Raw genomic sequence first — 25,323 nt, forward strand, 5'->3', positions numbered from 1 at the left:
AGAGAAACGCGGCGGTTAATGACGAGGCAAATTATGAAAATCAAACCTGATGACAACTGGCGCTGGTATTTTGACGCCGACCATGACCGGATGATGCTGGACCTGGCTGACGGTATGCTTTTCCGCTCTCGCTATACCCGCAAAATGTTGACCCCCGACGCCTTCACCCAGACCGGATTCAGCGTTGACGACGCCGCCCTCTACTACACCTTCGAAGAACGCTGCCGACAGAGCTCGCTAAGCGTTGATCAGCGCGCCGAGCTGACGCTTAACGCGCTGGTGGCGAGCCGCTTTCTGAAGCCGCTGATGCCGAAAAGCTGGCATTTCACCGCCTGGACCTGCGTGATGCAGCCGGAGGCGGGCGATATGGTGGAGGTGACGCTGGCGGAAAACGGCGAACAGGCGCGGCTGCTGGCGGTAGAAAGCGGCGGCAACGCCACGCTCTGCCTGCTGGCGCAGCCTGCGCTTACGCTGGCGGGCAAGCAGATGGTGTTAGGCGACGCCATCAAAATCATGAACGATCGCCTGCTGCCGCACCATGCGGAAAGCGCGCCGCGCTTCGCTTACGCAGTCTGATCCTTACGCCAGTTCAATATCGCCGGCGGGAATGCAGCTGCAGCTCAGAATCGTGCCGTCGTCGCGAATGGCGCTCTTCTTCAGCGCTTTTACCTCTCCCGCAACCAGCGTCACTTTACAACTTCCGCACAGGCCTGCCCGGCAGGAGTAGGGGATTTTAAAACCCTGCTGCTCTAACTGCTCCAGCAGCACCTGCTGGTTATCGCCCTGAAAACGCTCGCCCTGCCAGGTAACAGAGACCGCCGCCGCCGTTTGCGGCTGCGGCTTCAGCGTCTCTACTACCGCGCCAGGCCCGTAGGCGCGCGGCGTATGGCGCGCCAGCACCTGTACCTCATCCCCGGCGCGGACGATGCCGCTGCCGCGCGCAATCAAATTAAGGCCAAAGTCGATATCGCCGCTGCCGTCCTGCGCGCTGCGGAAACCCTGCAGGGTGGTTAACGGCTCGCCCTCTGGATGCTTGCGGCCGCTTTCGGTGCCGACGGTGGTAAAGACGCAGCGGCTGCAGGGTTTGGGTACGTCGAAGATCACGCTGCCGATCTGCACCGTTGCCCAGCTGTCTTCATCCCAGGCTGGCGCGCCGCTGACGATGAGGTTGGCGCGAAACTGTTCGGCGCGCACGCTGGCCGGGCAGCGCTGCTGCAGATCCTGCAGCGAGGCGCTGTTAACCAGCAGAAATGGATAGCCGTCGGCAAACCCCAGCGGCACCTCGTTGAAACGCTTTACCCGGCGCGACGGCTGCGGCCCCACCCAGCGGAGCTGCACCGGGCGCGGAAAAAAGGCGCTGAGCCAGGCGTTGATGGCGTCGGGAGCGATGCGCGCGGTAAAATGGTTGCCCCAGACTTCCGTCGGCGCCTCCTGCGCGGCGAAATCGCTGAAGCGGATCATCGCCTGGCTGCCGTCAGGTGCCTGCAGAGAGAGGCCGTCGGTCAGCAGCGCCGGGGTAAAGCGCACCATCTCCGGGTACTGCCGCGCGGTAATAAAGGTGCCGTCCAGATCCGTCACCATAAAAATGCGGTCGAAAGCCAGTCCGCTCTCCAGCGCCTGTGCATGAGAAAGGTGTACACCCCGCATCGATTTGACCGGATGAATGAACAGACGGGACAGCGTGAGCATGGCGATCTCCAGATAAGCGGGCGTAGGCGACAAAAGAAGCTAACTTTATGATACCTGGCGTCGGGACGCTATAGCCTCGTGATCGGCCGGGTGAGAGGCGTGCGTGTCGCTTTCCAACAATGAGGCGTAATTAGGGTATAATGCGCAGCAATTTTCTCAAGAGTAATAGTGACGATATGAATTCTCTCTTTGCCAGTACGGCGCGTGGGCTCGAAGAGCTGTTGAAAAGTGAGCTGGACGCGCTGGGCGCGCAGGATCTGCAGGTGGTACAGGGAGGCGTTCACTTTGAAGCCGATGACCGTACGATGTATCAGAGTCTGCTGTGGAGCCGGCTGGCGTCGCGTATTTTGCTGCCGCTCGGCGAATTTGGCGTCTACAGCGACCTCGACCTCTATGTCGGCGTACAGAGCATCGACTGGACCGAACTGTTCGGCAGTCAGCATACCTTCGTGGTGCACTTCAGCGGCACCAACGAATCGATTCGCAACAGCCAGTTTGGCGCGTTAAAGGTCAAGGACGCCATTGTCGACTCCTTTACCCGTCAGAAGCTGCCGCGTCCCAATGTGGATCGCGAACAGCCCGATATCCGCATCAACGTCTGGCTGAATAAAGATCGCGCCAGCATCGCGCTGGATCTGAGCGGCGAGGCGCTGCATCAGCGCGGCTATCGTCAGCAGACCGGTCAGGCGCCGCTCAAGGAGAACCTGGCGGCGGCCATCGTGCTGCGCTCTGGCTGGCAGCCCGCCACGCCGCTGCTCGATCCCATGTGCGGATCCGGCACGCTGCTGATTGAAGCGGCGCTGATCGCCTGCGATCGCGCGCCGGGCCTGCTGCGCAGCCGCTGGGGCTTCACCCACTGGCGTCAGCATAACGATGCGCTGTGGCGCGAAGTGAAAAGCGAGGCGCAGCAGCGCGCGCGCGCGGGCACCGCCGCCGCACAGGCGCGCTTCTTCGGCTACGACAGCGACGGCCGCGTGCTGGAGTGGGCACAGGCTAACGCCCGCCGCGCCGGCGTCGCCGATCTCTTTACCTTTGCGCGTCAGGATGTGCTGCAGCTGAAAAACCCGCTGCCGGGCGAACAGCGCGGCACGGTGTTGAGCAACCCGCCTTACGGCGAACGTCTGGAGAGCGAGCCGGCGCTGATCGCGCTGCACAGCCAGCTTGGCCGCATCATGAAACAGCACTTCGGCGGCTGGACCCTGTCGCTCTTCAGCGGGTCGCCTGAGCTGCTGAGCTGCCTGCAGCTGCGCGCGGAGCGCCAGTTCAAGGCGAAAAACGGCCCGATTGAGTGCGTGCAGAAGAACTATCAGCTGGTGGAAAACAGCAGCGCCAACGGCGCGCAGATCGCCGAGGATTACGCTAACCGCCTGCGTAAGAACATGAAGAAACTGGAGAAGTGGGCGCGTCAGGAAGGTATTGCCTGCTATCGCCTCTATGACGCCGACCTGCCGGAGTACAACGTGGCGGTGGATCGCTACGGCGAATGGGTGGTGGTGCAGGAGTACGCGCCGCCGAAGACCATTGACGCCGCGAAAGCGCGCCAGCGCCTGTTCGACGTTATCGGCGCGACGCTCAGCGTGCTGGAGCTGCCCGCCAACCGCCTGGTGCTAAAAACGCGCGAGCGGCAGAAAGGCAAGAATCAGTATCAGAAACTGGGCGAGAAGGGCGATTTCTTCGAGGTGCAGGAGTACAACGCGCGCCTGCTGGTTAACCTCACCGACTACCTGGACACCGGGCTGTTCCTGGACCATCGCATCGCGCGCCATATGCTCGGCAGAATGAGCAAGGATAAAGATTTCCTCAACCTCTTCTCCTATACCGGCAGCGCCAGCGTGCACGCCGGGCTAGGCGGCGCGCGCAGCACCACCACGGTCGACATGTCGCGCACCTATCTGGAGTGGGCGGAGCGCAACCTGCGTCTGAACGGCCTGACCGGCCGTCAGCATCGCCTGATGCAGGCTGACTGCCTGAGCTGGCTGCGCGAGAGCGACGAGACGTTCGATCTGATTTTTATCGACCCGCCGACCTTCTCCAACTCCAAACGCATGGAGGAGGACTTCGACGTGCAGCGCGATCATATTATGCTGATGCGCAACCTGAAGCGCCTGCTGCGCGCGGGCGGCACCATCATGTTCTCCAACAACAAGCGCGGCTTCAAAATGGATCTCGAAGGGCTGGCGTCGCTGGGCCTGAAGGCGCAGGACATTACCCAGAAAACCCTGTCGCAGGATTTTGCCCGCAACCGTCAAATTCACAACTGCTGGCTGATTACGCACGCCGGTAAGGAATAAGTTCAGATGTCATTAATCAGTATTCACGGCGCTTACCTCTCATTCAGCGATGCGCCGCTGCTCGACAACACCGAGCTGCATATCGAAGAGAACGAGCGTGTCTGTCTGGTCGGCCGTAACGGCGCAGGCAAATCGACCCTGATGAAGATCATCAACGGGGAGCAGCCGCTGGATGACGGCCGCATCATTTTTGAGCAGGACCTGGTGGTGGCGCGTCTGCAGCAGGATCCGCCGCGCAATATTACCGGCTCTGTCTATGACTTTGTGGCGGAGGGTGTGGAAGAGCAGGCCGAGCACCTCAAAGCCTATCACGCGATTTCCCATGCGGTGATGCTCGATCCCAGCGAGAAAAACCTCAACGAGATGGGACGCCTGCAGACTATCCTCGACCACCACAATTTGTGGCAGCTGGAGAGCCGCATCAACGATGTGCTGCAGCAGATCGGCCTGGAGCCTGATACCGAGCTGTCGTCGCTGTCGGGCGGCTGGCTGCGCAAAGCGGCGCTGGGCCGCGCGCTGGTGAGTAACCCGCGCGTGCTGCTGCTGGATGAACCGACCAACCACCTCGATATTGAAACCATCGACTGGCTGGAAACCTTCCTGAAGACCTTCAGCGGCAGCATCGTCTTTATTTCCCATGACCGTTCGTTTATCCGCAATATGGCGACGCGCATCGTCGACCTCGATCGCGGCAAGCTGGTCTCCTGGCCGGGCAATTACGATCTTTACCTGGAAGGGAAAGAGGAGGCGCTGCGCGTAGAAGAGATGCAGAACGCCGAATTCGACCGCAAGCTGGCGCAGGAAGAGGTGTGGATCCGTCAGGGCATCAAGGCGCGCCGCACCCGTAACGAGGGCCGCGTGCGCGCGCTGAAAGCGCTGCGTCGCGAACGCTCCGAGCGCCGCGAAGTGATGGGCAAAGCCAATATGCAGGTGGGCGAAGCGTCGCGTTCGGGCAAAATCGTTTTCGAGCTGGAGCATGTCAACTACGGCGTGGGCGGCAAGACGCTGGTGCATGACTTCTCCGCGCAGGTGCAGCGCGGCGACAAGATCGCGCTCATCGGCCCGAACGGCTGCGGCAAAACCACGCTGCTGCGTCTGATGCTGCAGCAGCTGAAGGCCGACAGCGGCCGCGTGCACAGCGGCACCAAACTGGAAGTCGCCTATTTTGACCAGCATCGCGCCGAGCTGGATCCCGACCGCACCGTCATGGATAACCTGGCGGAAGGCAAGCAAGAGGTGATGGTGAACGGCAAGCCGCGCCATGTGCTCGGCTACCTGCAGGACTTCCTGTTCCATCCGAAACGCGCCATGACGCCGGTGCGCGCGCTCTCCGGCGGCGAGCGCAACCGCCTGTTGCTGGCGCGCCTCTTCCTGCGTCCCAGCAACCTGATGATCCTCGATGAACCGACCAACGACCTCGACGTCGAAACGCTGGAGCTGCTGGAAGAGCTGATCGACGGCTATCAGGGCACCGTGCTGCTGGTGAGCCACGATCGTCAGTTCGTCGACAACACCGTGACCGAATGCTGGATTTTCGAAGGCAACGGCGAAATCGGCAGCTTCGTCGGCGGCTATCACGACGCGCAGCAGCAGCGTGCCGCCTACAAACAGCAAAAAAGCGCCCAGGGAAACAAGCCCGCCGCCGCGGCGAAACCGGCGGCGGAAAAAGCTGACGGCGCGAAACGCAGCGGCGGTAAGCTAAGCTATAACCTGACGCGAGAGCTGGAGCAGCTGCCGCAGAAGCTGGAGTCGCTGGAGGCGCGCATTGGCGAGCTACAGGCGAAAATGAGCCATCCTGACTTCTTCAGCCAGCCGCATGACCAGACTCAACCGGTGCTGGACGCGCTGGCGCAGACCGAGCAGGAGCTGGAAACGGCGTTCGCTCGCTGGGAAGAGCTGGAAGCGCTTAAAAACGGCGCGTAACCATAAGGGAGTCGGGATGTGTTCAGCCGCTGAAAGCCAGGCGTGGATGCTCTGTCCACAATGCGATTTAATGGTGAAACTGCCGGAGGTGCCGCAGGGTAGCCGCGCCTCCTGCCCGCGCTGCCATTCGGTGCTGACCGCCAACTGGCCCGAGCCGCGCAAGCGGCCGACCGGCTACGCGCTGGCGGCGCTGTTTATGCTGCTGCTGGCTAACCTGTTTCCCTTTATCACCATGAAGGTCGCGGGCCTCAGCAGCCAGATCTCGCTGCTGGAGATCCCGCAGGTGATGGTGTCAGAGAATTACAGCAGTCTGGCCACGCTGTTTCTGGCATTCGTTCAGGCGATCCCTGCGCTCTGTATGCTGACCATTATTCTGCTGGTCAACCGCATACCGATGCCGGTCAGCCTGCGTCTGGGGCTGGCGCGCATCCTGTTCCAGCTGCGCAACTGGGGCATGGCGGAGATTTTTATGGCCGGGGTGCTGGTCAGTTTCGTCAAGCTGATGGCCTACGGCGATATTGGTCTGGAAACCAGCTTCTGGCCCTGGTGCCTGTTCTGCCTGCTGCAGCTGCGCGCCTTTCAGTGCGTGGATCGACGCTGGCTGTGGGATCAGATCGCGCCGATGCCGCCGCTGCCGCATGCGCCGGAAAAGGGCGTCAGCGGGCTGGAGCAGGGGATGCGCTCCTGTCCCTGCTGCACCGCAATTCTGGCCGCGGACCAGCCTGACTGTCCACGCTGCGGCGTCATAGCCGCGCCGCGCCGTAAACACAGCCTGCAGTGGACGCTGGCGCTGCTGTTTACTTCGCTGATGATCTATATTCCCGCCAACCTGCTGCCGATTATGGTGACCGAAACCCTCGGCACGCCTTATCCGTCTAATATTATGGCGGGCGTGATCCTGCTCTGGAGCGACGGATCTTATCCGGTGGCGCTGGTGATTTTTATCGCCAGCATCATGGTGCCGTCGCTGAAGATGCTGGCGATTGGCTGGCTCTGCTGGAACGCCAGCGGGCGCGGCCAGCGCGACAGCGAAAGAATGCACCTGATTTATGAAATCGTCGAATTTGTCGGCCGCTGGTCGATGATCGACGTGTTTGTTATCGCCGTGCTCTCTGCGCTGGTGCGCATGGGGCAGCTGATGAATGTTTATCCCGCAACGGGTGCGCTGCTGTTTGCGCTGGTGGTGATCCTGACCATGATCGCCGCCATGACGTTTGACCCGCGCCTGACCTGGGATCGCGTACGGGAACACACTACAAAGGAGCCGCGCCTTGACGGAAAATAACCACGGCCATGCCAAAGTTGACCAGATTAAACGCTGGTCGCCGGTATGGATTGTCCCCATCGTGACGCTGTTGATCGGCGGATGGATCCTGTTCTACCACTTCAGCCATCTCGGGCCGGAAGTGACCCTTATTACGGAAAACGCGGAAGGCATTGAAGCGGGGAAAACCACCATTAAAAGCCGCAGCGTTGAGGTCGGCACGGTGGAAAAAGCGGAGCTGACCGACGACCTGCATCACGTTGAAATCACCGCGCGGCTTAACTCCGGTATGGAAAAGCTGCTGCACGGCGACAGCGTGTTCTGGGTGGTGAAGCCGCAGATTGGCCGCGAGGGGGTAACTGGCCTGAATACGCTGCTCTCCGGCGCCTATATCGAACTGCAGCCGGGTAAAAAAGAGGAGCCAAAAGAGCGCTATGAGCTGCTTGACGCGCCGCCGCTGGCACCGCCGGACGCCAAAGGCATCCGCATTACGCTCGACAGCAAAAAAGCGGGGCAGCTCAACGCCGGCGATCCGGTGCTGTTTCGCGGCTATCGCGTCGGCACCGTGGAGACCAGCACCTTTGATACCGATAAGCGCATGATGACCTACCAGCTGTTTATCGCCGCGCCCTACGATCGGCTGGTGACCACCAATGTACGTTTCTGGAAAGACAGCGGCATCGCGGTGGATATGTCAGCATCCGGCATGCGCGTCGAGATGGGCTCGCTGACGACGCTGTTCAGCGGCGGCGTCAGTTTCGACGTGCCGGACGGCTGGGATTTAGGCCAGGCGGCAGCGAACAACGCCGACTATCATCTGTTCGACGATCAGCGCAGCATCCAGGATTCGCTCTACACTAATCACGTTGATTTCCTGATGTTCTTCACCGATTCGATTCGCGGCCTGCAGGTGGGTGCGCCGGTTGAGTTCCGCGGCATCCGTCTGGGTACGGTGGCGCAGGTGCCCTTTATGAGCAAAGGGGTGAATCAGGCGTTGAATAACGACTATCGCGTGCCGGTGCTGATCCGCATTGAGCCCGATCGCTTTATCGCCAGACTCGGTCAGGACTTCAACCTGGAGCAACATCTGCAGGACGGCAAAAAACGTGGCCTGCGCGCTTCGCTGAAAACCGGCAACCTGCTCTCCGGCTCGCTCTATATCGATCTCGACTTCTACGATAACGTGCCGGCTTATAAAGGCCCGAACAAAATTGCAGGCTACGAGATCATTCCGACCACCAGCGGCGGCCTGAGCCAGATCCAGCAAAAACTGGTGGCGGCGCTCGACAAGATCAACGCCTTGCCGCTTAACAATGTGGTGACCGAGGCGACCGGTACGTTGAAAGAGAGCCAGCGCACGCTGCGTGAAATGCAGGGCACGCTGAAAAACCTCAATCAGATCACCGCCAGCCCGGCGATGAAAACGCTGCCGGAAGATATGCAGCAAACGCTGCGCGAGCTGAACCGCAGCATGAAGGGGCTGCAGCCTGGCTCCCCGGCCTATAACAAGCTGGTGGGCGATATGCAGCGACTCGATCAGGTGCTGCGTGAACTGCAGCCGGTATTGAAAACGCTTAATACCAAGAGCAACGCGCTGGTCTTCGAGGCCAAACCGGGTCAGGATCCACAGCCAAAGAGGGCGAAACAGTGAGAAAAGGAGCCGTTTTTTGCGCCGCGCTGCTGTTAAGCGCGTGCAGCAGCACCATCGATAACACCTACTACCAGCTGCCGTCGAAGCCGGCGGCGATGCAGGTTCGCAGCGGCGGTGAAGCGCAGCCGCCAGCGCTGTGGGTTCAGCAGGTGGCGGTGCCTGATTACCTGGCGGGCAACGGCCTGGTCTATCAGACCAGCGACGTAAAGTACGTTATTGCCGCCAATAATCTCTGGGCGAGCCCGCTGGACCAGCAGCTTCAACAAACGCTGGTGGCGAACCTGAGTAAGGCGCTGCCTGGCCGGCTGGTTTCCGCTGCGCCGCTGGGCGAAAAGCATGACACGCTGAGCGTGACGGTAACCGGATTTCAGGGCCGCTATGACGGACGCGCCGTGGTGAGCGGCGAATGGGTGCTGCAGCATAATGGTCGTGTGGTGAAGCAGGGATTCGACGTGGCGCTGCCGCAGAACGAGGATGGCTATGACGCGCTGGTGCGCACTCTGGCTATCGGCTGGCAGCAAACTGCGCAGCAAATTGCCAATGCGGCGATAACCACAGAATAAAATTCGCTAAAGATGTTGCTCAGCCCCTGGTTGTCGTCAGCGAAATGCGGCGGCAAACAGGGGCTTTTTTGTTGCCGCTTCAAGGCGATAAAGGCAGCGGCCAGGCTGCGCGAGAGCAAAATCATGGCGATTTAGCGTCAAAATGATGACACTGGCGTGAAATTTGCGCATTGACCTTTCCGGTCAGGGCAGGTAGAACTTAATAGTGGTTGAGTAATAATTCGCCACTCTATTTCTTTCCACCAGATTCCACAGACCTGATATGAGGGATACGGAGTATGAAGAGACAGAAACGAGACCGCCTTGAACGCGCTCATGCACGTGGCTACCAGGCCGGTATTACAGGACGCTCAAAAGAGATGTGTCCGTATCAGATGATTGAGGCTAAGTCTCACTGGTTGGGAGGTTGGCGACAAGCCATGGAGGACAGGTCAGTTACGGTGTAATCGACCGTCAGGAAAAGGAAGAAACCTCCGCGCTGGCGGAGGTTTTCTTTTGCGCAATCAGAAAGCGTTGGTGTCTTTGAAAAGACCGACTTTCAAATCGCTGGCAGAGTAAATCAGATTACCATCAACGAAGACTTCGCCATCGGCAACGCCCATCACCAGCTTACGGTTAATGACGCGCTTGAAGTGAATGCGATAGGTCACTTTTTTCGCGGTCGGCAGCACCTGGCCGGTAAATTTCACCTCGCCAACGCCCAGCGCGCGGCCTTTGCCTTCGCCGCCCAGCCAGCCCAGATAGAATCCTACCAGCTGCCACATTGCGTCCAGACCGAGACAGCCCGGCATGACCGGATCGCCGATAAAGTGGCAGGCAAAAAACCATAAGTCCGGATTGATATCCAGTTCGGCTTCAACGAAACCTTTGTCGAACTTACCGCCATCTTCGGTCATCTTGACCACGCGGTCCATCATCAACATGTTGCCTGACGGAAGCGGCGGACCGTTCTCGCCAAACAGTTCACCGCGACCTGACGCAATCAGGTCCTCTTTGCTATAGGATTCGCGTTTATCAACCATGTTTTCAATAAGCCTTGTTTTAGTAGAGCACGAAGTTTAGCGAACAGCTGTACGCTGGGCAATTCAATCAGTTCTGGTTAAACCAGTTTAGCCAGCGAAGTGGCCAGGGGCGATGACGCGCTTCCTGCTGATTGAACTGGGCAATACGATCTTCGATGCGGCGCAGCAGCGCATCGCCGTTATCCTCTGCGCTGCGCCAGACCACGCCGGTCAACAGCGGCAGCGCCTCATCGGCGCGATCGATCGCCCAGATATGAAAACGGCCCTGTTCAACCGCGTCGACCACGTCCTGGCTCAGGCAGAGGTGGCGTACGTTGCACGCCGGAATGATGACGCCCTGCTGGCCGGTCAGTTCGCGTTCGTTGCAGATAGTGAAGAAACCTTCCATCTTCTCGTTCAAACCACCGACCGGCTGAACATTGCCGAACTGATCGACCGATCCGGTAACGGCAATTTGCTGATTAATCGGCTGATTAGCCAGCGCGCTGACGAGGGCGCAGAGTTCCGCCAGCGAGGCGCTGTCGCCATCGACCTCCGAGTAGGATTGCTCAAAGACCAGCGATGCCGAGAAGGGTAGCTGCTGATCGAGCTCCAGCTCGGCGATAAGATAAGCCTGCATAATCATCATGCCTTTGGCATGGATGTTCCCGCCCAGCTCAGCTTTGCGTTCGACGTCGGTAAACTCGCCGTCGCCCGGATGTACCACGCAGGTAATGCGCGAAGGTTCGCCCCACGGGCGCGGATGGCCAGGAAACTCAACCACGGAAAGACCGTTGATTTGGCCGACCACTTCGCCTTCGGTTTCAATCAAGATCTGCTTCAGCAGAATTTCGTCGCGCATGCGCTCGGCGAGGAAAGCTTCGCGCCAGCCGCGTACGTCCAGGGCGCTGATCAGGGCCGCCTCGCTGAGCGCATTCTCCTGGGCGAAGGCTTCGCGCATCTGACGCAGCAGCCAGCGCGGGCAGAGCGGCAGCACTTCCTGATCGCCGGTATAACGCACCGCTTCGCGGATCAGCGGCGGCCAGAAATCGGCCTGGGGAGCGGGCAGTCCCGCCTGCAGCGCAACATCCTGCGCCCAGCGGCACCAGGCGAGCATGTCATCTTCATCGACGACCTGCATGTTTTCTTCGAATTCAGTATAGATCGCCATCTCGTGCAGTTCGGGATCGCTCTCCTGAAACGCCGCCAGCGCATCGCGATCGCCGCAGAGCACCAGCTTCAGGCTAAGCGGAAGCGGAGGTACAGAGACGGGCAGAGGATGACGTTCATCGGGCGATTGCCATTCCAGGCGACCCAGCTGGATAGCGCGTTTCAATCGCAGCCACAGCAGCGGCTGTGCCTGCAGGGTACGCAGCGACAGCACCAGCGTTCCGCCATTCGCGCGGTGGATCAGGCCCGGCTCAAGCTGCAGGCGGTCGCGATGCAGGCGCACGCAGCCAAACAGCTGCTCGTTCTCAACCCACTCCGCAAAATGAATTTGACCGCTGCCGGTAAAAGGATGCGAGGCATCGCCAGGGGGTTGAAGGGTCACGTTATCCGCGATGATATGATAATGTCCGCCGAACAGCTCATTGGGGTTGTCGGCAACGCGCTCCATCTGGCGCGCAATAAGCGCCAGGTAGTCCAGGTTTTCCTGACTACACACCAGCAGAAGGGGAAAGCCCTCGTTCTGCTGAGCGAGGCAGGCCAGCGCATTCAGCAAACGCGGCTGTACCGTCGCCAGGCTATCGGTCTCTTCTTCGGTAATACGGGAGAAAACGGACGCGTATCCGGTAATATTCGGCTGCAGGTCTTGCCAGGAAAGTTGGGAACTGGTCAAAATAATCGCATTTGGTTGATTAAAGAAAAGCGGGATTATACAGGAAACCCCTTTGTTAAGCACTGCATGGTTCGGATTAACCCTGAGACAGACAACGCCTTTTTCCTTACTGCATCCAGCAAAAAAACTGTTATCCTAAGTTTGTTACGCGGTCACGATGAGATTCCGATGAAATACCAACAACTCGAAAATCTTGAAAGTGGATGGAAATGGAAATACCTGGTAAAAAAACACCGGGAAGGTGAGCCGATCACGCGTCATCTTGAACGCAGCGCCGCGCAGGCAGCCGTAGATGAACTGCTCGCAATAGAAAATCGTCCGGTCGATGTGGCTGAATGGATCGCGCAACATATTCATCCAGACCTGGATAATCGGCTCAAACAGACCATTCGTGCGCGCCGCAAACGGCATTTCAACGCTGAGCATCAGCACACGCGTAAGAAATCGATCGATCTGGAGTATCTGGTGTGGCAGCGACTGGCAGGGCTGGCGCAGCGCCGCGGCTGCACGCTATCGGAAACTATCGTTCAGCTGATCGAAGATGCCGAGCGTAAAGAGAAATACGCTACCCAGATGTCGAGCCTGAAACAGGATCTGCAGGCGATTCTCGGCAAATCAGAAACGGGCAGCGACTAGCGTGGCGCATAAAAGCCAGAAAAGAGACATAAAAAAACCCCGCTTTGCGGGGTTTTTTCTTACGAAATAACTTAAGCCTGCGGCTGAGTTACAACGTCTTTGATGCCTTTCACGTCGATTTCTACGCGACGGTCCGGACCCAGGCAGTCGATCAGAGCCTGACGGCCTTTCACGCTGTCACAGGTGTTGCCGGTAACTGGGTTAGATTTACCCATGCCACGTGCAGAGATCTTGTTAGACGGGATACCTTTAGAGACCAGGTAGTCAACCACTGACTGAGCGCGTTTCTCAGACAGTTTCTGGTTGTACTGCTCAGAGCCGATGCGGTCAGTGAAGCCCAGAACGACGACTGAACCGTCTTTCGGATCCATTGAGCTCAGCTGGCTGTACAGCTGATCCAGCGCCTGCTGGCCTTCCGGCTTCAGGGTAGCTTTGTTGAAGGTGAACAGCACGTCAGACTTCAGGGTGAAACGCTTGGTTTCAACAACTGGAGCCGGTGCCGGAGCCGGAGCAACAACCGGTGCAACTTCATCCTGACCGAAGCGGTATGAAACGCCTACGCTCAGCATGCCGTTGTCAGGACGAGCGCCAACGGTCTGTGCGTCGCCGATGTTGTTCACCCACTGGTAGTCCAGACGCGTTGCCCAGTTCTGAGTCAGAGCGTATTCAACACCCACTGCTGCCAGCGGAGAAACGCCGGTGTCGTGGTTGCTGATGCGGCCGTTGACAACGTTGTTCTGCGTTGCGTCAGCGCGCCATACCATACCACCCAGACGGGTGTAGACATCCAGATCGTCAGTGATCGGATAGCTCAGTTTAGCAGCCAGCTGAACGCCCTGTGCTTTGAATGCGCCGTTGTTTACGGTGCCTTTGTTCGGCATACGGCCAAGCCAGTCGTAGCCCAGCTCGAAGCCCAGGTACGGGTTAGCCTGGTAACCTACGAATGCACCAGCGCCAAGCTGTGATTCGTGAGTCGGACCATTGTTGTTGCCATAACCGTTACCGTAGTAACCAGTATCGTGATACTGAGACCAGCCCAGTTTAGCACCGGTATACCAGGTGTCATCTTTCGGAGCGGCCTGCGCTACGGTAGCGAAGCCAGCCAGTGCCACTGCAATTGCGATAGCTGTCTTTTTCATTTTGCGCCTCGTTATCATCCAAATAGGCAATGAGCAAAAAGGGATGCTCTTGGTTGTAATCCTTCGCCGGGTTAATACGCTCGCTTATGACTCTACCGCTAAAAAACGGAGATTATTGAGCACCCTGGCGAGGTAAAGTCTACAACGAGATTGGAAAGTTACAAGTATGATGTGAGGGGATGCTGCAAAAAAACAGGGCTTTATACACATATTCTAACATTTCGCCCGGTCTTAATGCCGTCGTGCTTTAAGGCAAAATGCAGCTAAACCATTGTCAAAGCTGGAGGGAAAAGAATCAGTGGTTTAGCTGTAACAAAAAAGGTAAATGGCGCGAGAAAAATCCTATTTTTACTTAATGAAACAAATCCGACTGAATTTTTAGCCCTTTATTTGGTCGCAGCGTGGGTTCGCTCATCCCGTTTGGGCGCATAATCAACCCTAACGCTTTTCCTTCTGCCGCCGCCTGTTCTAATTCGCGCCGCTCTTCCTCATCTAAATCATAGGGTATCCACGCCAGCACGACGCTGTAATTTCCTGTGCGCAAAGCTTTAATCATCGCCTCAACAGAGGTGCAACGCTCAGAATCCGCAACGTGCATGCTTTTTTCCAGCGGCAAACCTGACTGCTGCAGCCAGGCGCGATTGAGCTTGTGCGCGGGCGTCAGCCACAGCTGCCAGCGAGACTCCTGGCTGAGCTGTTGCAGTAACGGCAGCAGCAACATTTGCATCATGCCGGGCTGCTCGCTGTAGCGCAGTTCCGTAATCCAGCCGCTGTGCTGCGAAGGCCGGGAAGCGGAAACGTGACGGTGAGCAAAGCCTGCATTATTAAAGTGTTGGGTGCGCATAAGTTAACCACTCAGCATTGGACTGTATGGATATACAGTAATGGCTTCCTGGATAAAGATCAACCTCAAATTTGGAAAACGGCTCGCAAAAAAGAGAGAAGGTCGAGCTCAAACAAAAGAATTAATTGAACCCTTAATTGATTTTCCCTATATCTCTAACGGGTTGATAGTGATGGCTTTTTATTAACTGCACACAAGGAGAGCGTGTCATGAAAAAACAACACTCTATGGTAGAGCGGTCCCGTAACTGTCTGGCCGCGCTAGGTCACATCGAGTCGCGCACTCAGTTCGGCGGCTATGCGCTGGCGGTGGAAAAAGTGGTCTTCGCACTGGTTAATGACGACGCGCTCTACCTGCGCGCCAGCGAAGCGCTGCGGGAATATGCGGCGCGGCAGCCGATGCAGCCGCTGGTGTTTCGCAAGCGCGGCGCCGAGGTGAGCCTAAACTACTATCGTGTCGACGACGCGCTCTGGCGCGATACCGATCGCCTGCTGTCGCTCTCTGCCGCCTCGCTGCGCACCGCTCAACAGGAGACGCTGGCCAGACAGCGGCCGCTGCGGCTGAAAGACCTGCCCAATCTCAGCCTGCGCATGGAGCTCTTGCTGCATGAGGCAGGCGTAAGAAGCGTGCGCCATCTGAAAGAGCTGGGAGCAAAACGGTGCTGGCTCAGGCTCAGAGCAATCAACCAACATATCGGTTTTAAAACGTTGCTGGCGCTGGAAGGGGCGATAGAAGGACGCCATGAGGCCGCCCTGCCGCAAACGGTCAGGGCGGAACTGAATGAATGGTATCAGGAGACGTTGAAAGGCGACGGCGCTTAAGGCTGCGCCAGCGTCCTGCGCAGACGGGCGATTTCTGGCAGCAGCGTGACCAGCAAGCCCAGCTGCTGCAGCACCAGCGGAGCGCGTGTCTCCTGATTGGCAGCCATATCGCTGATGCGCTGCGTCAGCGCGCTCTGCATTGCTTCCGCTTCGGCGTCGCTCACCACGTCGGTTTGCAGCACATCTTCGACATAGCAGACCGTGTCGTCGAGCAGCGTCAGCAGTGCGCCGTCGTTCAGCTTATCGCGGTGTGCCCCCAGCGCAGAAATATAGCTCAGGAAAGAGTGGTTAAGGCAGAGCAGCTGGAAGGCGGACTCTTTATGTTTCTGCTGCGTCCGCGACTCGCCGCTCATATTGGAGACCACCGAAGCCAGCTCAGCATCAGCGTTGTGAGCGTCGCGGCGCGCGATACGATAGGCGAGGCGGTTATCTTTGCCCTGGTGATACTGCTCCATAATCGCATCCAGATAGCGACAGTTAGCGTTCAGGGTACGCGCCGCCACGGCAGGCAGCTGGCGAAAACGCCAGTCAGGCCAGATAAACGCCACCGCCAGCCAGGCGAGGGCGCATCCCAGCAGCGTGTCCACGATGCGCGGCAGCGCCACCTCGAATCCCTCTCCCAGCAAATTGAAGCAGAGCAGCACCAGCAGCGTGATAAAGAGCGTCGCCTGCGCGTACTGCACCTGACGAAAGGCGAAAAACAGCACGCCGCTGACCACGATCAGCACCAGCTGGCCTTCGGTCGAGGGCACCAGCCAGAGCACCGGCAGGCCGATAGCGATGCCCGCCAGCGTACCGCCGATACGCAGCGCCAGCCTGCGCCGCGTGGCGTTATAGTTAGGCTGGCAGACAAACAGGCTGGTAAGCAGGATCCAGTAGCCGCGATCGAGGCCGGTAATCTGAATAAAGCCGTAGCCGATACAGAGCACCACCGTCATGCGCACCGCATGACGGAACAGCGCGGAGGCGGGGGTCATATGGCGGCTCAGCCGCAGGCGAATGTCGCTCCAGCCGCTGAGCCCTTCGCGCGACAGTCGGTTATCGCTCGCCAGGTTTTCGCTGGCTAACGACTGCTCAGACTCTATCGATCCCAGCTGCGCGTCGATAGCGCGCAAATTGCGCAACAGCCAGAAGAGCGGACGCAGATGGGGCGCATCAGGCTCGTTTTGCTGCAGGCGCTCTAGCGCCGTCTGCAGGCGATCGAAGGCGCGCTCGAAGCGCGGGTCGTGCTCCCAGCGTTCGCGCAGCAAAATGCACTGCGAGAGCTGACGGCACGCCTGCGCCTGCATATTTAGCAGCCGCTGAAAGCGGAACAGGATCTCGTTGTAACGCCAGTCGTCGCGCAGCAGATGATACTGCAGATGGGAGGAGCTGGCGCGCTCGTGGATATCCTGCGCCACAAAGTAGTAGTGCAGGCTGCGGCGGGTGCTGCGCGAACCGCGATCGCCGCGCAGGCGGCTCTGCAGCGTGCTTTTTGTCAGATTGAGCTGCGCCACCAGCTGGCTGTTGACCATTGCGGTGCGGATCAGCGTGGCGTCATCCTGCGCCTCGCCGTCGGGATCGAACAGATTCGCCTTGGCTTCAAGATACTGCGCCAGCTGCGCGTAGCTGCCCGCCAGCTGTTCCTGCACCGGCCGCACCGGGAACATCAGATGGCCGAGCAGTGTCAGCACGTTGTACCAGAGCGCCCCGACCAGCAGCAGTATCGGCTGCATATACCATTGCGAAAAGAGGCCGATGCCCAGCATGGTGTAAATGGCAATCAAGAGCGCGCCAAAGGCGATGGTGGCGTAACGCTGACCAAGCGCGCCCAGCAGAATAAAGCCCCAGGTGGAGAGCGCCAGGCCGGCCATAAAGGCGAGCGGATGGGGAAACAGCAGCTCTACCGACACCGAGGCGATACAGAAGCAGAGCAGGGTAATCAGCAGATTGCGCAGCCGACCGGTAAGGCGATCGTCGAGATCGGCCAGCGCCGCGGCCACCACGCCGAGCGTCAGCGGGATGGTCCAGTCTATCTGATGCAGCCACCAGGGCACCGCCGCGCAGCCGGTCAGCGCCAGAAAAATGCGCAGCAGATAGCGCCAGCTGCTGTTAAAGAGATAGTTGCGCCAGCCCGGCAAGGCGTTGGACATCATGTGGCGGCCTCAGTAGCGCCGACGGGCGCTGGCGTCGCGCGCGGCGCGCGCTTCTTCAACCGAGACCACGCGGCGGCCAACCGGCCAGAGCGCGATAGCGGCGATTTTAAAGTTGGCGAGGCCCACTGGAATGCCGATGATGCTGATGCACTGTACGATGCCGGTAGAGATATGGGTCAGGCAGAGCCACCAGCCGAAAAAGATCAGCCAGAAAATATTGAGGAAGGTGCCGCCGGTGTTCATCAGCGCGCTTTTACTCTCCGGGCGCAGCACGTCCACATGCACCGCCTCGTTGCCGTAAGGCAGCAGAGAGAGTTTGGTGATTTCCCAGCAGGAGCGCGTCAGCGGCAGGGTAAAGATCAGGACGATACTCACCAGCGTGGCGAACAGCCAGCAAAGGGTGGTGATAAACCCGCCGAGGATAAAGTTGAGAATGTTTAACACAGTGCGCATGGCGTTTTTTTCCTTTTGCTTTCCGCAAGATGTGCCGCCAAGTTTAGCCTGTTTTAAGGCTGGAGCGCCAAGAGTCTGACAGGTAAACTCCCGATATTCTTTTCCCAGGTTCGACGGTGTGGACATGGAACTCAAAGCGACATCGATGGGCAAACGGCTTGCCCAGCATCCCTATAATCGGGTACGCCTGCTGGCGGCCGGGGTGGAAGTAAGCGGCGACCGGCACGAATACCTGATTCCTTTCAACGAGCTGCTCGATATCAGCTGCAAGCGCGGCATGGTCTGGGGCGAGCTGGAATTTTTACTCCCTGACGACAAAGTAGTGCGGCTGCACGGCACTGAATGGCAGGAGACGCAGCGCTTCTACCACTATCTGCTGCAGGCCTGGCAGGCGTGGAGCGCCGAGATGAGCGCGATCTGCGCCGGGGTGCTGGATGAACTCAGGCAGGAGATCGCGCGCTTCGGCGAGCAGGATCGCTGGATCAAGCGCAGCGAGCTGCAGGCGCTGCGCGCCACCATCGAGAAACAGTTCGCCGCGCTGCCGCTGCCGCTGGCGCGCCTTGAGCAGTTCAGCGACTGCCGCGAGCCTTACCTGCTTTGCCAGCGCTGGCTGGAGCAGGGCGAGACGGCGCTGCGTCAGCGCAACCGCGACTGGACGGCGCGCATGCTCAGCGCCCATCACGATTTTTTCGCCACGGTAGAATCCTCGCCGCTCAACCTGTCGCAGAGCGAAGCGGTAGTGAACGGCGAAGATGCGGTGCTGGTGCTCGCGGGCGCAGGCAGCGGCAAAACCTCGGTGCTGGTGGCGCGGGCGGGCTGGCTGCTGCGGCGCAAGCTGGCCGCGCCCGAGCAGATTCTGCTGCTGGCGTTTGGGCGTCAGGCGGCGGAAGAGATGAACGATCGCATTAGGTCGCGACTGGGCGTCGCCGACATTCAGGCGCGCACCTTTCACGCGCTGGCGCTGCACATTATCCGTGAAGGCAGCAATAAGCAGCCGGTCGTCAGCAAGCTGGAGAGCGATACCGCGGCGCGTCACGCCCTGCTGATCGACAGCTGGCGTCAGCAGTGCGACGAGAAGAAGGCGCAGGCGAACGGCTGGCGTCAGTGGCTGCGCGACGAGCTAGAGTGGGAGCTGCCTGAAGGGCACTTCTGGCAGGACGATCGGCTGGCGAAACGGCTGGCATCGCGCCTCGAACGCTGGCTGGGACTGATGCGCATGCACGGCGGCGCGCAGGCGGCGATGATCGCTGACGCGCCGGAAGAGGTGCGCGAGCTGTTCGGCAAACGAGTGAAGCTGATGGCGCCGCTGCTGAAAGCCTGGAAAAGCGCGCTGAAAGAGGAGGGCGCAGTCGATTTTTCCGGGCTAATCCATCAGGCCGTGGCAATTCTCGACAAGGGACGCTTTATCAGCCCGTGGAAACATATCCTGGTAGACGAATTTCAGGATATCTCGCCGCAGCGCGCCGCCCTGCTTGCGGCGCTGCGTCAGCAAAACAAGCGCGCCACGCTGTTCGCCGTGGGCGACGACTGGCAGGCGATCTATCGCTTCACCGGCGCAGAGATGACGCTGACCACTGCCTTTCATCACTACTTCGGCGACGGCGATCGCTGCGTGCTGGATACCACCTATCGCTTTAACGATCGCATCGGCGATATTGCTAACCGCTTCATCCAGCAGAACCCGCACCAGCTGCGCAAGCCGCTCAACAGCCCGATCAAAGGCAGTAAAAAAGCCGCAGGCCTGCTACCACAGGAGCAGCTGGAGCCGCTGTTGAACAAGCTGAGCGGCTACGTAAAACCAGACGAGCGGGTGCTGCTGCTGGCGCGCTATCACCATCTGCGCCCCGATGTGCTGGATAAAGCGAAAACACGCTGGCCGAAGCTTAACCTCGACTTTATGACTATTCACGCCAGCAAAGGACAGGAAGCGGATGTCGTTATTCTGCTGGGCTTGCAGGCGGGCAAAGAGGGCTTTCCCGCCGCGGCGCGTGAATCGGTCATTGAGCAGGGACTGCTGCCGCCGCCGGAGGATTTCCCGGATGCGGAGGAGCGGCGGCTGGCCTATGTGGCGTTAACGCGCGCGCGCCAGCAGGTCTGGATGCTTTACGATCGCGAACAGCCTTCGCGCTTCGTCGAGGCGTTTCGTCAGCTCGGCGTGCCGCTACTGCGTAAAGCCTGATTAGCTCAGGCGCGCCTGCAGATAACGCTGATAGTCGGGGATGGCGATCTCCACCGTCTGGGCAAACAGCGGCGACTGAATAATAAAGTTGGCCGTGGCGCGGTTGGTCGCAACCGGAATGTTCCAGACGGTGGCGAGGCGCAGCAGCGCCTTCACATCGGGATCGTGCGGCACCGCATTAAGCGGGTCCCAGAAAAAGATCAGCACGTCAATTTTGCCTTCCGCAATCAACGCGCCCACCTGCTGGTCGCCGCCCATCGGGCCGCTCAGCATCGCATTCACGTTCAGGCCTGTATGGCGATTAATCAGATTGCCGGTGGTGCCGGTGGCGTAAAGAGTGTGAGGTTCAAGGATGGGCTGGTTCTCTTTGACCCAGTCAAGCAGCGAGGCCTTGCAGTGGTCGTGCGCAACGAGGGCGATATGTTTGCTGAGGCCAAGCGTGCGGGTGGTCTGTTCCATAAAGAGGTCCTGATGAAGTCGCGTGCGAAGAAGAGTGGCGCGAGTTTACCCTGCGTCTTTCGCGCCTATCAACTTGTCCTTAACAATTTGACCAGCGACATAAATTGCTGGCGGGTCGCCTGATCGAAGCGATGAAACCAGCGTTTAATGGCGGGCGACTGCGCTTCGTCTATCCAGACAAACTCGGCTTCAGCGGGCGGGCGGTTGGCCGCACCGTCGCGTACGGCGGCGAAATGGGGAACGGAGGCGATCTGGCCGTTGCGGTTATAGCGGATCATCGCCTTTTCCATATCGTTTTCCGCGGAGAGAGGCAGGCGATCGCGTCGAATATCGATCTCTTTGCCGCGCTCGTCGACCAGCTGGAAGTTGAGCGTGCGGTCGAAGTGGTGGCGCTCGCGGCGGTTTTCCAGCGCGGGCAGGCGAATGGTGATGGTTTTAACCTGGGCGTTGAAGGTGACGATCATCGGCGCAGACTGATAGCGCAGCGACGCATCTTTGCGGGCGTCGCGCAGCTGTTCGACGCGAAAGAGAAACTGATGCTGCCCGCGCTCCAGCTCAAGGCTGTCGGCGCCTTTCAGCAGCGAACCAGAAATTTTGCGCCCGTCCAGCACCAGCAGATCGATCTGCGGATCAAGCTTCAGCGTGATGGCGTGACAGGTTGCCGAGATGAGGAGAACAGTCAACCCCGTCACGGCCAGAGAGAGTTTCATGTAGACTCCAGAATAGGGCGCAAAGTTTTGTGTGTAGCAAATTCTTACATTATGGCAGTAAATTTACATTTGAACATATTTTTTTGTGCGCCAGTGCAAAATTCCCTTTTCTGGAGAGCGGCTCGCTTAACGGGCAACGCTACATTTAATGCTCTGAAATAAGGAGAGAAAGATGAACGATCAAACTATTCGCGACGTGTTAACGCGCACTCAGCGCATTGCACTGGTAGGCGCCAGCGATCGTCCAGACCGACCGAGCTACGGCGTGATGAAATATCTGCTGGAGCAGGGCTATGAGGTGGTGCCGGTGAGTCCGAAACTGGCCGGGCAGACGCTGCTGGGCCAGACCGCCTACGCGAAACTGGAAGAGGTCCCGGGCAAAATCGATATGGTTGATGTGTTTCGCCATTCAGAAGCGGCGTGGGGCGTAGCGCAGGAAGCGATTGCGGCGGGCGCGGATACTCTCTGGCTGCAGCTGGGCGTGATCAACGAGCAGGCCGCCGTGCTGGCGCAGGATGCCGGTCTGACCGTGATTATGGATCGCTGTCCTAAAATAGAAATTCCGCGTCTGGGCGTGACGCGACAGAAACCGTAGTATCACAGGCGGCGCAGAAGTGCCGCCTGCGATCAGTGGCGCAGGCGCGGTGCCTGCAGCTGCTGGCGAATGGATGCGGCCAGCTCGTCCATCTCCGGCTGTTCCGGATGCTCCGAACTGGTTTCGCCGGAAAGCTGTATCTCAGCGATATAGGTGTGCACCTGATCGCCTTCTTCATCTTCCATCACCACGTGATACCAGGGCGCGCGGCGCAGCGTTTCGGTCGCGCCGACCTCGTCAAGCTTCGGCGTATCCAGCGAATATTCGGGATCGACATCGACTATTACGCCCAGCACGCCCGAAAGGCGGTGGCGAACCTGCTGACCAATACCAAATTTAGTGGCAATCATAGTGACCTCCAGAAAAACTGCCTCCTGATCAATATGGCGTCAGAAGGCGCTTTTTCAAGTCACACCACACGACATGCAAAACCTTTAAGATAAAGTCCCTCAGGATAGCTGGCGATCACCGGGTGATCGGCCGCCTGACGGAACTGCTCGATAAACTGCGCTTCGCGACCGGCATCCAGCGCCGCATCAGCCACGATTTTCTGAAACAGCTCGGTCGTCATCAGACCTGAACAGGAGAAGGTCATCAGGATGCCGCCGGGATTAAGCAGCTGCATCGCCAGCATATTGATATCTTTATATCCGCGGCAGGCGCCCGCCAGCTGGTTTTTATTCTCCACGAACTTCGGTGGATCCATGATAATCAGATCGAACTTCTCACCGGCGTCGCGGTAGCGGCGCAGCAGCTTGAACACGTCGTCGCGCACAAACTGCGCGCGTGACAGATCCAGCTCATTGAGCTCAACGTTCTGGCGCGCCACGTCGAGCGCCTCCTGCGAGGTGTCCACGCTGATCGCTTCGCGGCAGCCGCCCATCAGCGCCGATACGGCAAATCCGCCGGTATAGGAGAAGCAGTTCAGCACGCGCGCATCCTGCGCGTAGCGACGCGTCGCCAGACGGCTGTCGCGCTGGTCGAGGTAGTAGCCGGTTTTATGGCCGCCCTGAATATCGACCAACAGCTTCATGCCGTGTTCGGTTATCGGCAGCAGCGGCGGCGGTAGTTCGCCGGTCACCGGGCCCTGCGTCAGCTCCAGCCCCTCTTTTTTACGCACCGCCACATCGGAGCGATCGTAGATAGCGCACTGGGGGAAGCACTGCTGCAGCGCGGAGAGAATTGCCGGGCGCTGGTATTCGGCCCCGGCGGAGAGCAGCTGCAGCACCAGGAAATTGCCGAAGCGATCGATGGTCACGCCAGGCAAGCCGTCCGATTCGCCGGCGATCAGACGATAGCTGTCCAGCCCGTCTTTCTGCGCCAGCCAGTCACGCCACTGGCGCGCCTGCTCGAAACGGCGCACGAAGAAGGCGATATCGATTGATTCGTCCTGCTGCCAGCTCCAGACGCGGGCGCGAATTTGCGACTGCGGCGACCAGGCCGCGCGCGCGAGAAATTTGCCATTATGGTCGCAGACATCAACGGTTTCACCCAGTTGCGCTTTACCTTCAAGGCGCGCGACGGCACCGGAAAACACCCACGGATGGCGGCGGAGCAGGGATTTTTCACGTCCCTTAGCGAGAATCAATCGAACGGTCATAGTTTGCTATGCTTACCTGAAAAAATGAGGCGCCATTGTCCGGCGGTTAACGGAAAATTGCAACGCGCAGCGGCAGGAGCGAGTGATGACATCAACCTGTTACAAAATATGGGTGCATGGCAGAGTGCAGGGCGTAGGGTTCCGCTACGGCACTCAGGCGCAGGCGTCGCAGCTTGGCGTGCTGGGTTACGCGCGAAATCTGGATGACGGCAGCGTTGAAGTGCTGGCCTGGGGCGAGCCGGACAAGGTTGAGGCGCTTATCGCCTGGCTCAAGGCAGGTGGGCCGCGCGGCGCGCGCGTCGACAAGGTGCTTATGGAGCCGCATCAACCCGCCGAGCCGCCGCGCCGTTTCACTACCGGCTGATCAGAGACACTTCGCCGGTTTGGGCAGGCCGGCAATTTTAGTCGCCTGTTTCGCCGGGCCATCCGGGAAGAGACGGAACAAATAGCGGCTGTTGCCTTTCTCTTCGCCGTACTTTTGCGCCATCGCCTTTACCAGCATGCGAATGGCGGGCGAGGTGTTGTACTCCAGATAGAATGCGCGCACAAAGCGCACTACTTCCCAGTGCGCATCGCTCATGGCGATGCCTTCTTTATCGGCGATCTGTTCTGCGAGCGCCTCGCTCCAGTCGTCGCGATGTTTCAAATAGCCTTCGCCGTCGACCTCAATGGTTTTACCGTTAAATTCCACGTTTGCTCCTGACTGCGTTATCCGGCGGCATTCTACCAAATTGCGCCGTCAGAAAAAGCAAAACCCCGCCGAAGCGGGGTCAGGAAGGCGCTGTCGCAAGACGCCTTACGCTCTGTGTAAGGCTATCTGCATGCGAGGCAACTAGTCGTTGCGGGCAAAGCCCAGAATGCTCAGCAGGCTGATAAAGATATTGTAGAGCGAAACGTAGAGGCTAACGGTAGCGCGGATATAGTTGGTCTCGCCGCCGTGAATAATATTGCTGGTTTCCCACAGGATGGCACCGGCGGAAAAGAGAATAAACAGCGCGCTGATTGCCAGATGCAGGGCAGGCAGCTGCAGGAACAGATTGGCGACGACCGCCACCAGCAGCACCACAAAGCCCGCCATCATCATCCCGCCAAGGAAGGACATATCACGGCGGGTAGTGAGCACATAGGCCGAGCAGCAGAAGAAGACCAGCGCCGTGCCGCCTAACGCCAGCGCAATCACATCAGCCATGCCTGCGGCTAAAAACGAGCTGAGGATCGGGCCCAGGCAGTAGCCGAGAAAGCCGGTGAAGGCGAAGGCTGCCACAATCCCCATCGGGCTGTCAGCCAGTTTGTGGGTAAGGAACATCAGGCCGTAGAAACCCACCAGCATTAAAATCAGCCCTGGACCAGGCAGGCCCAGCACGGTGCTCGCGGTGGCGGTCACGGCGGAAAACGCCAGCGTCAGGCCGAGCAGGAAATAGGTATTGCGCAGCACCTTATGAGTGCTGAGCAGCGATGTGCGTGAAGACGAGGAAATAATTCTGTCCATAATGCGCTCCTTTATCAGAACACGAGGTTTGCGCTGAGAAT

Annotated in this window: 26 protein-coding genes; 12 read left to right on the forward strand and 14 right to left on the reverse strand. The window is 59.1% G+C overall.

Annotated features, from left to right (window positions below; genetic code table 11):
- Positions 1-33 precede the first annotated feature (33 nt).
- Positions 34-576 (forward strand): cell division protein ZapC, encoded by a 543-nt coding sequence (locus tag ACR6A7_RS09070; protein ID WP_434124556.1) that lies wholly within the window; start codon positions 34-36, stop codon positions 574-576.
- A 3-nt stretch (positions 577-579) separates the two neighbouring features.
- Here the strand turns inward: ACR6A7_RS09070 and ACR6A7_RS09075 are convergent, their stop codons facing one another.
- Positions 580-1,689, reverse strand: coding sequence for a YcbX family protein (locus ACR6A7_RS09075; protein WP_434124557.1), 1,110 nt, complete (start codon positions 1,687-1,689; stop codon positions 580-582).
- Positions 1,690-1,865: 176 nt separating this feature from the next.
- Between ACR6A7_RS09075 and rlmKL the strand changes: the two genes are divergently transcribed.
- Genes rlmKL through pqiC form a run of 5 tightly spaced genes read left to right on the forward strand, consistent with a single transcriptional unit; the run spans position 1,866 to position 9,381 of the window.
- Positions 1,866-3,980 carry a bifunctional 23S rRNA (guanine(2069)-N(7))-methyltransferase RlmK/23S rRNA (guanine(2445)-N(2))-methyltransferase RlmL gene (gene rlmKL, locus ACR6A7_RS09080; protein WP_434124559.1) on the forward strand — a complete coding sequence of 705 codons (2,115 nt, stop codon included), beginning with the start codon at positions 1,866-1,868 and terminating at the stop codon, positions 3,978-3,980.
- 6 nt (positions 3,981-3,986) lie between these two features.
- Positions 3,987-5,903: an ABC transporter ATP-binding protein gene (locus ACR6A7_RS09085; RefSeq protein WP_434124561.1), complete on the forward strand. Its 1,917-nt coding sequence runs from the start codon at positions 3,987-3,989 to the stop codon at positions 5,901-5,903.
- A gap of 16 nt (positions 5,904-5,919) precedes the next feature.
- Positions 5,920-7,188 (forward strand): membrane integrity-associated transporter subunit PqiA, encoded by a 1,269-nt coding sequence (gene pqiA, locus ACR6A7_RS09090; RefSeq protein WP_434124562.1) that lies wholly within the window; start codon positions 5,920-5,922, stop codon positions 7,186-7,188.
- Positions 7,175-8,818 (forward strand): intermembrane transport protein PqiB, encoded by a 1,644-nt coding sequence (pqiB, locus tag ACR6A7_RS09095; RefSeq protein WP_434124564.1) that lies wholly within the window; start codon positions 7,175-7,177, stop codon positions 8,816-8,818. Before pqiA ends, pqiB begins: the two co-directional genes overlap by 14 nt.
- Positions 8,815-9,381 (forward strand): membrane integrity-associated transporter subunit PqiC, encoded by a 567-nt coding sequence (gene pqiC, locus ACR6A7_RS09100; RefSeq protein WP_434124566.1) that lies wholly within the window; start codon positions 8,815-8,817, stop codon positions 9,379-9,381. Before pqiB ends, pqiC begins: the two co-directional genes overlap by 4 nt.
- Before the next feature lie 36 nt (positions 9,382-9,417).
- Here the strand turns inward: pqiC and ACR6A7_RS09105 are convergent, their stop codons facing one another.
- Positions 9,418-9,552: a hypothetical protein gene (locus tag ACR6A7_RS09105; protein ID WP_434124567.1), complete on the reverse strand. Its 135-nt coding sequence runs from the start codon at positions 9,550-9,552 to the stop codon at positions 9,418-9,420.
- A gap of 107 nt (positions 9,553-9,659) precedes the next feature.
- Here ACR6A7_RS09105 and rmf point away from each other — a divergent pair, with 107 nt between their 5' ends.
- The gene (gene rmf, locus ACR6A7_RS09110; protein WP_434124569.1) at positions 9,660-9,827 is read left to right on the forward strand and encodes a ribosome modulation factor; all 168 of its coding nucleotides are present in this window, start codon (positions 9,660-9,662) and stop codon (positions 9,825-9,827) included.
- 57 nt (positions 9,828-9,884) lie between these two features.
- Here rmf and fabA read toward each other — a convergent pair whose 3' ends face one another.
- Together fabA and ACR6A7_RS09120 are read right to left on the reverse strand one after the other, a co-directional pair.
- The gene (gene fabA, locus ACR6A7_RS09115; protein WP_033751185.1) at positions 9,885-10,403 is read right to left on the reverse strand and encodes a bifunctional 3-hydroxydecanoyl-ACP dehydratase/trans-2-decenoyl-ACP isomerase; all 519 of its coding nucleotides are present in this window, start codon (positions 10,401-10,403) and stop codon (positions 9,885-9,887) included.
- A gap of 67 nt (positions 10,404-10,470) precedes the next feature.
- Complete coding sequence (locus ACR6A7_RS09120) at positions 10,471-12,285, reverse strand: AAA family ATPase (RefSeq protein WP_434124571.1); 1,815 nt, start codon at positions 12,283-12,285, stop codon at positions 10,471-10,473.
- 105 nt (positions 12,286-12,390) lie between these two features.
- Between ACR6A7_RS09120 and matP the strand changes: the two genes are divergently transcribed.
- Positions 12,391-12,858 carry a macrodomain Ter protein MatP gene (gene matP / locus ACR6A7_RS09125; RefSeq protein ID WP_434124682.1) on the forward strand — a complete coding sequence of 156 codons (468 nt, stop codon included), beginning with the start codon at positions 12,391-12,393 and terminating at the stop codon, positions 12,856-12,858.
- A gap of 71 nt (positions 12,859-12,929) precedes the next feature.
- On the opposite strand, the gene ompA is transcribed toward matP, so the two are convergent.
- Both ompA and sulA read right to left on the reverse strand, forming a co-directional pair.
- The gene (gene ompA, locus ACR6A7_RS09130) at positions 12,930-13,997 is read right to left on the reverse strand and encodes a porin OmpA (protein ID WP_434124573.1); all 1,068 of its coding nucleotides are present in this window, start codon (positions 13,995-13,997) and stop codon (positions 12,930-12,932) included.
- A gap of 352 nt (positions 13,998-14,349) precedes the next feature.
- Positions 14,350-14,841: an SOS-induced cell division inhibitor SulA gene (sulA, locus tag ACR6A7_RS09135; protein WP_434124574.1), complete on the reverse strand. Its 492-nt coding sequence runs from the start codon at positions 14,839-14,841 to the stop codon at positions 14,350-14,352.
- Positions 14,842-15,050: 209 nt separating this feature from the next.
- On the opposite strand from sulA, the gene ACR6A7_RS09140 reads away from it, so the two are divergent.
- Positions 15,051-15,662 (forward strand): TfoX/Sxy family DNA transformation protein, encoded by a 612-nt coding sequence (locus ACR6A7_RS09140; protein WP_434124576.1) that lies wholly within the window; start codon positions 15,051-15,053, stop codon positions 15,660-15,662.
- On the opposite strand, the gene yccS is transcribed toward ACR6A7_RS09140, so the two are convergent.
- Both yccS and ACR6A7_RS09150 read right to left on the reverse strand, forming a co-directional pair.
- Positions 15,659-17,797: a YccS family putative transporter gene (gene yccS / locus ACR6A7_RS09145; RefSeq protein WP_434124577.1), complete on the reverse strand. Its 2,139-nt coding sequence runs from the start codon at positions 17,795-17,797 to the stop codon at positions 15,659-15,661. The two genes, ACR6A7_RS09140 and yccS, sit on opposite strands and share 4 nt — an antisense overlap.
- A 9-nt stretch (positions 17,798-17,806) precedes the next feature.
- On the reverse strand, positions 17,807-18,250 hold the full coding sequence (locus ACR6A7_RS09150; RefSeq protein ID WP_434124579.1) for a YccF domain-containing protein: 444 nt from the start codon (positions 18,248-18,250) through the stop codon (positions 17,807-17,809).
- Positions 18,251-18,374: 124 nt separating this feature from the next.
- On the opposite strand from ACR6A7_RS09150, the gene helD reads away from it, so the two are divergent.
- Positions 18,375-20,429, forward strand: a complete 2,055-nt coding sequence (gene helD / locus ACR6A7_RS09155) for a DNA helicase IV (protein WP_434124683.1) — start codon at positions 18,375-18,377, stop codon at positions 20,427-20,429.
- Here the strand turns inward: helD and mgsA are convergent, their stop codons facing one another.
- Positions 20,430-20,888: a methylglyoxal synthase gene (mgsA, locus tag ACR6A7_RS09160; protein WP_434124580.1), complete on the reverse strand. Its 459-nt coding sequence runs from the start codon at positions 20,886-20,888 to the stop codon at positions 20,430-20,432.
- A 68-nt stretch (positions 20,889-20,956) separates the two neighbouring features.
- Positions 20,957-21,598: a YccT family protein gene (locus ACR6A7_RS09165; protein ID WP_434124581.1), complete on the reverse strand. Its 642-nt coding sequence runs from the start codon at positions 21,596-21,598 to the stop codon at positions 20,957-20,959.
- A 172-nt stretch (positions 21,599-21,770) separates the two neighbouring features.
- Here ACR6A7_RS09165 and ACR6A7_RS09170 point away from each other — a divergent pair, with 172 nt between their 5' ends.
- Complete coding sequence (locus ACR6A7_RS09170) at positions 21,771-22,193, forward strand: CoA-binding protein (protein WP_434124582.1); 423 nt, start codon at positions 21,771-21,773, stop codon at positions 22,191-22,193.
- Between the two features lie 32 nt (positions 22,194-22,225).
- On the opposite strand, the gene hspQ is transcribed toward ACR6A7_RS09170, so the two are convergent.
- Together hspQ and rlmI are read right to left on the reverse strand one after the other, a co-directional pair.
- A complete protein-coding gene (gene hspQ, locus ACR6A7_RS09175; protein WP_033751160.1) occupies positions 22,226-22,543 on the reverse strand; it encodes a heat shock protein HspQ in 318 nt (105 codons plus the stop codon).
- Positions 22,544-22,602: 59 nt separating this feature from the next.
- Complete coding sequence (rlmI, locus tag ACR6A7_RS09180) at positions 22,603-23,793, reverse strand: 23S rRNA (cytosine(1962)-C(5))-methyltransferase RlmI (protein WP_434124584.1); 1,191 nt, start codon at positions 23,791-23,793, stop codon at positions 22,603-22,605.
- Between the two features lie 85 nt (positions 23,794-23,878).
- Between rlmI and yccX the strand changes: the two genes are divergently transcribed.
- The gene (gene yccX, locus ACR6A7_RS09185; protein WP_434124585.1) at positions 23,879-24,157 is read left to right on the forward strand and encodes an acylphosphatase; all 279 of its coding nucleotides are present in this window, start codon (positions 23,879-23,881) and stop codon (positions 24,155-24,157) included.
- Here the strand turns inward: yccX and tusE are convergent, their stop codons facing one another.
- Both tusE and yccA read right to left on the reverse strand, forming a co-directional pair.
- On the reverse strand, positions 24,158-24,484 hold the full coding sequence (tusE, locus tag ACR6A7_RS09190; RefSeq protein ID WP_216492017.1) for a sulfurtransferase TusE: 327 nt from the start codon (positions 24,482-24,484) through the stop codon (positions 24,158-24,160).
- Positions 24,485-24,625: 141 nt separating this feature from the next.
- Positions 24,626-25,282 carry an FtsH protease modulator YccA gene (yccA, locus tag ACR6A7_RS09195; protein ID WP_434124587.1) on the reverse strand — a complete coding sequence of 219 codons (657 nt, stop codon included), beginning with the start codon at positions 25,280-25,282 and terminating at the stop codon, positions 24,626-24,628.
- Between the last annotated feature and the right edge of the window lie 41 nt (positions 25,283-25,323).

The organism is Pantoea phyllosphaerae, from assembly GCF_051025595.1.
Classification (GTDB): domain Bacteria; phylum Pseudomonadota; class Gammaproteobacteria; order Enterobacterales; family Enterobacteriaceae; genus Pantoea.

What these genes read in the sequence shown, in the direction of transcription:
- ACR6A7_RS09070 (WP_434124556.1), top strand. Translation starts at nt 34, where the DNA reads ATGAAAATCAAACCTGATGACAACTGGCGCTGGTATTTTGACGCCGAC.
- ACR6A7_RS09075 (WP_434124557.1), bottom strand. Translation starts at nt 1,689, where the DNA reads ATGCTCACGCTGTCCCGTCTGTTCATTCATCCGGTCAAATCGATGCGG.
- rlmKL (WP_434124559.1), top strand. Translation starts at nt 1,866, where the DNA reads ATGAATTCTCTCTTTGCCAGTACGGCGCGTGGGCTCGAAGAGCTGTTG.
- ACR6A7_RS09085 (WP_434124561.1), top strand. Translation starts at nt 3,987, where the DNA reads ATGTCATTAATCAGTATTCACGGCGCTTACCTCTCATTCAGCGATGCG.
- pqiA (WP_434124562.1), top strand. Translation starts at nt 5,920, where the DNA reads ATGTGTTCAGCCGCTGAAAGCCAGGCGTGGATGCTCTGTCCACAATGC.
- ACR6A7_RS09105 (WP_434124567.1), bottom strand. Translation starts at nt 9,552, where the DNA reads ATGCGCAAATTTCACGCCAGTGTCATCATTTTGACGCTAAATCGCCAT.
- rmf (WP_434124569.1), top strand. Translation starts at nt 9,660, where the DNA reads ATGAAGAGACAGAAACGAGACCGCCTTGAACGCGCTCATGCACGTGGC.
- fabA (WP_033751185.1), bottom strand. Translation starts at nt 10,403, where the DNA reads ATGGTTGATAAACGCGAATCCTATAGCAAAGAGGACCTGATTGCGTCA.
- matP (WP_434124682.1), top strand. Translation starts at nt 12,391, where the DNA reads ATGAAATACCAACAACTCGAAAATCTTGAAAGTGGATGGAAATGGAAA.
- ompA (WP_434124573.1), bottom strand. Translation starts at nt 13,997, where the DNA reads ATGAAAAAGACAGCTATCGCAATTGCAGTGGCACTGGCTGGCTTCGCT.
- sulA (WP_434124574.1), bottom strand. Translation starts at nt 14,841, where the DNA reads ATGCGCACCCAACACTTTAATAATGCAGGCTTTGCTCACCGTCACGTT.
- ACR6A7_RS09140 (WP_434124576.1), top strand. Translation starts at nt 15,051, where the DNA reads ATGAAAAAACAACACTCTATGGTAGAGCGGTCCCGTAACTGTCTGGCC.
- yccS (WP_434124577.1), bottom strand. Translation starts at nt 17,797, where the DNA reads ATGATGTCCAACGCCTTGCCGGGCTGGCGCAACTATCTCTTTAACAGC.
- ACR6A7_RS09150 (WP_434124579.1), bottom strand. Translation starts at nt 18,250, where the DNA reads ATGCGCACTGTGTTAAACATTCTCAACTTTATCCTCGGCGGGTTTATC.
- helD (WP_434124683.1), top strand. Translation starts at nt 18,375, where the DNA reads ATGGAACTCAAAGCGACATCGATGGGCAAACGGCTTGCCCAGCATCCC.
- mgsA (WP_434124580.1), bottom strand. Translation starts at nt 20,888, where the DNA reads ATGGAACAGACCACCCGCACGCTTGGCCTCAGCAAACATATCGCCCTC.
- ACR6A7_RS09165 (WP_434124581.1), bottom strand. Translation starts at nt 21,598, where the DNA reads ATGAAACTCTCTCTGGCCGTGACGGGGTTGACTGTTCTCCTCATCTCG.
- ACR6A7_RS09170 (WP_434124582.1), top strand. Translation starts at nt 21,771, where the DNA reads ATGAACGATCAAACTATTCGCGACGTGTTAACGCGCACTCAGCGCATT.
- hspQ (WP_033751160.1), bottom strand. Translation starts at nt 22,543, where the DNA reads ATGATTGCCACTAAATTTGGTATTGGTCAGCAGGTTCGCCACCGCCTT.
- rlmI (WP_434124584.1), bottom strand. Translation starts at nt 23,793, where the DNA reads ATGACCGTTCGATTGATTCTCGCTAAGGGACGTGAAAAATCCCTGCTC.
- yccX (WP_434124585.1), top strand. Translation starts at nt 23,879, where the DNA reads ATGACATCAACCTGTTACAAAATATGGGTGCATGGCAGAGTGCAGGGC.
- yccA (WP_434124587.1), bottom strand. Translation starts at nt 25,282, where the DNA reads ATGGACAGAATTATTTCCTCGTCTTCACGCACATCGCTGCTCAGCACT.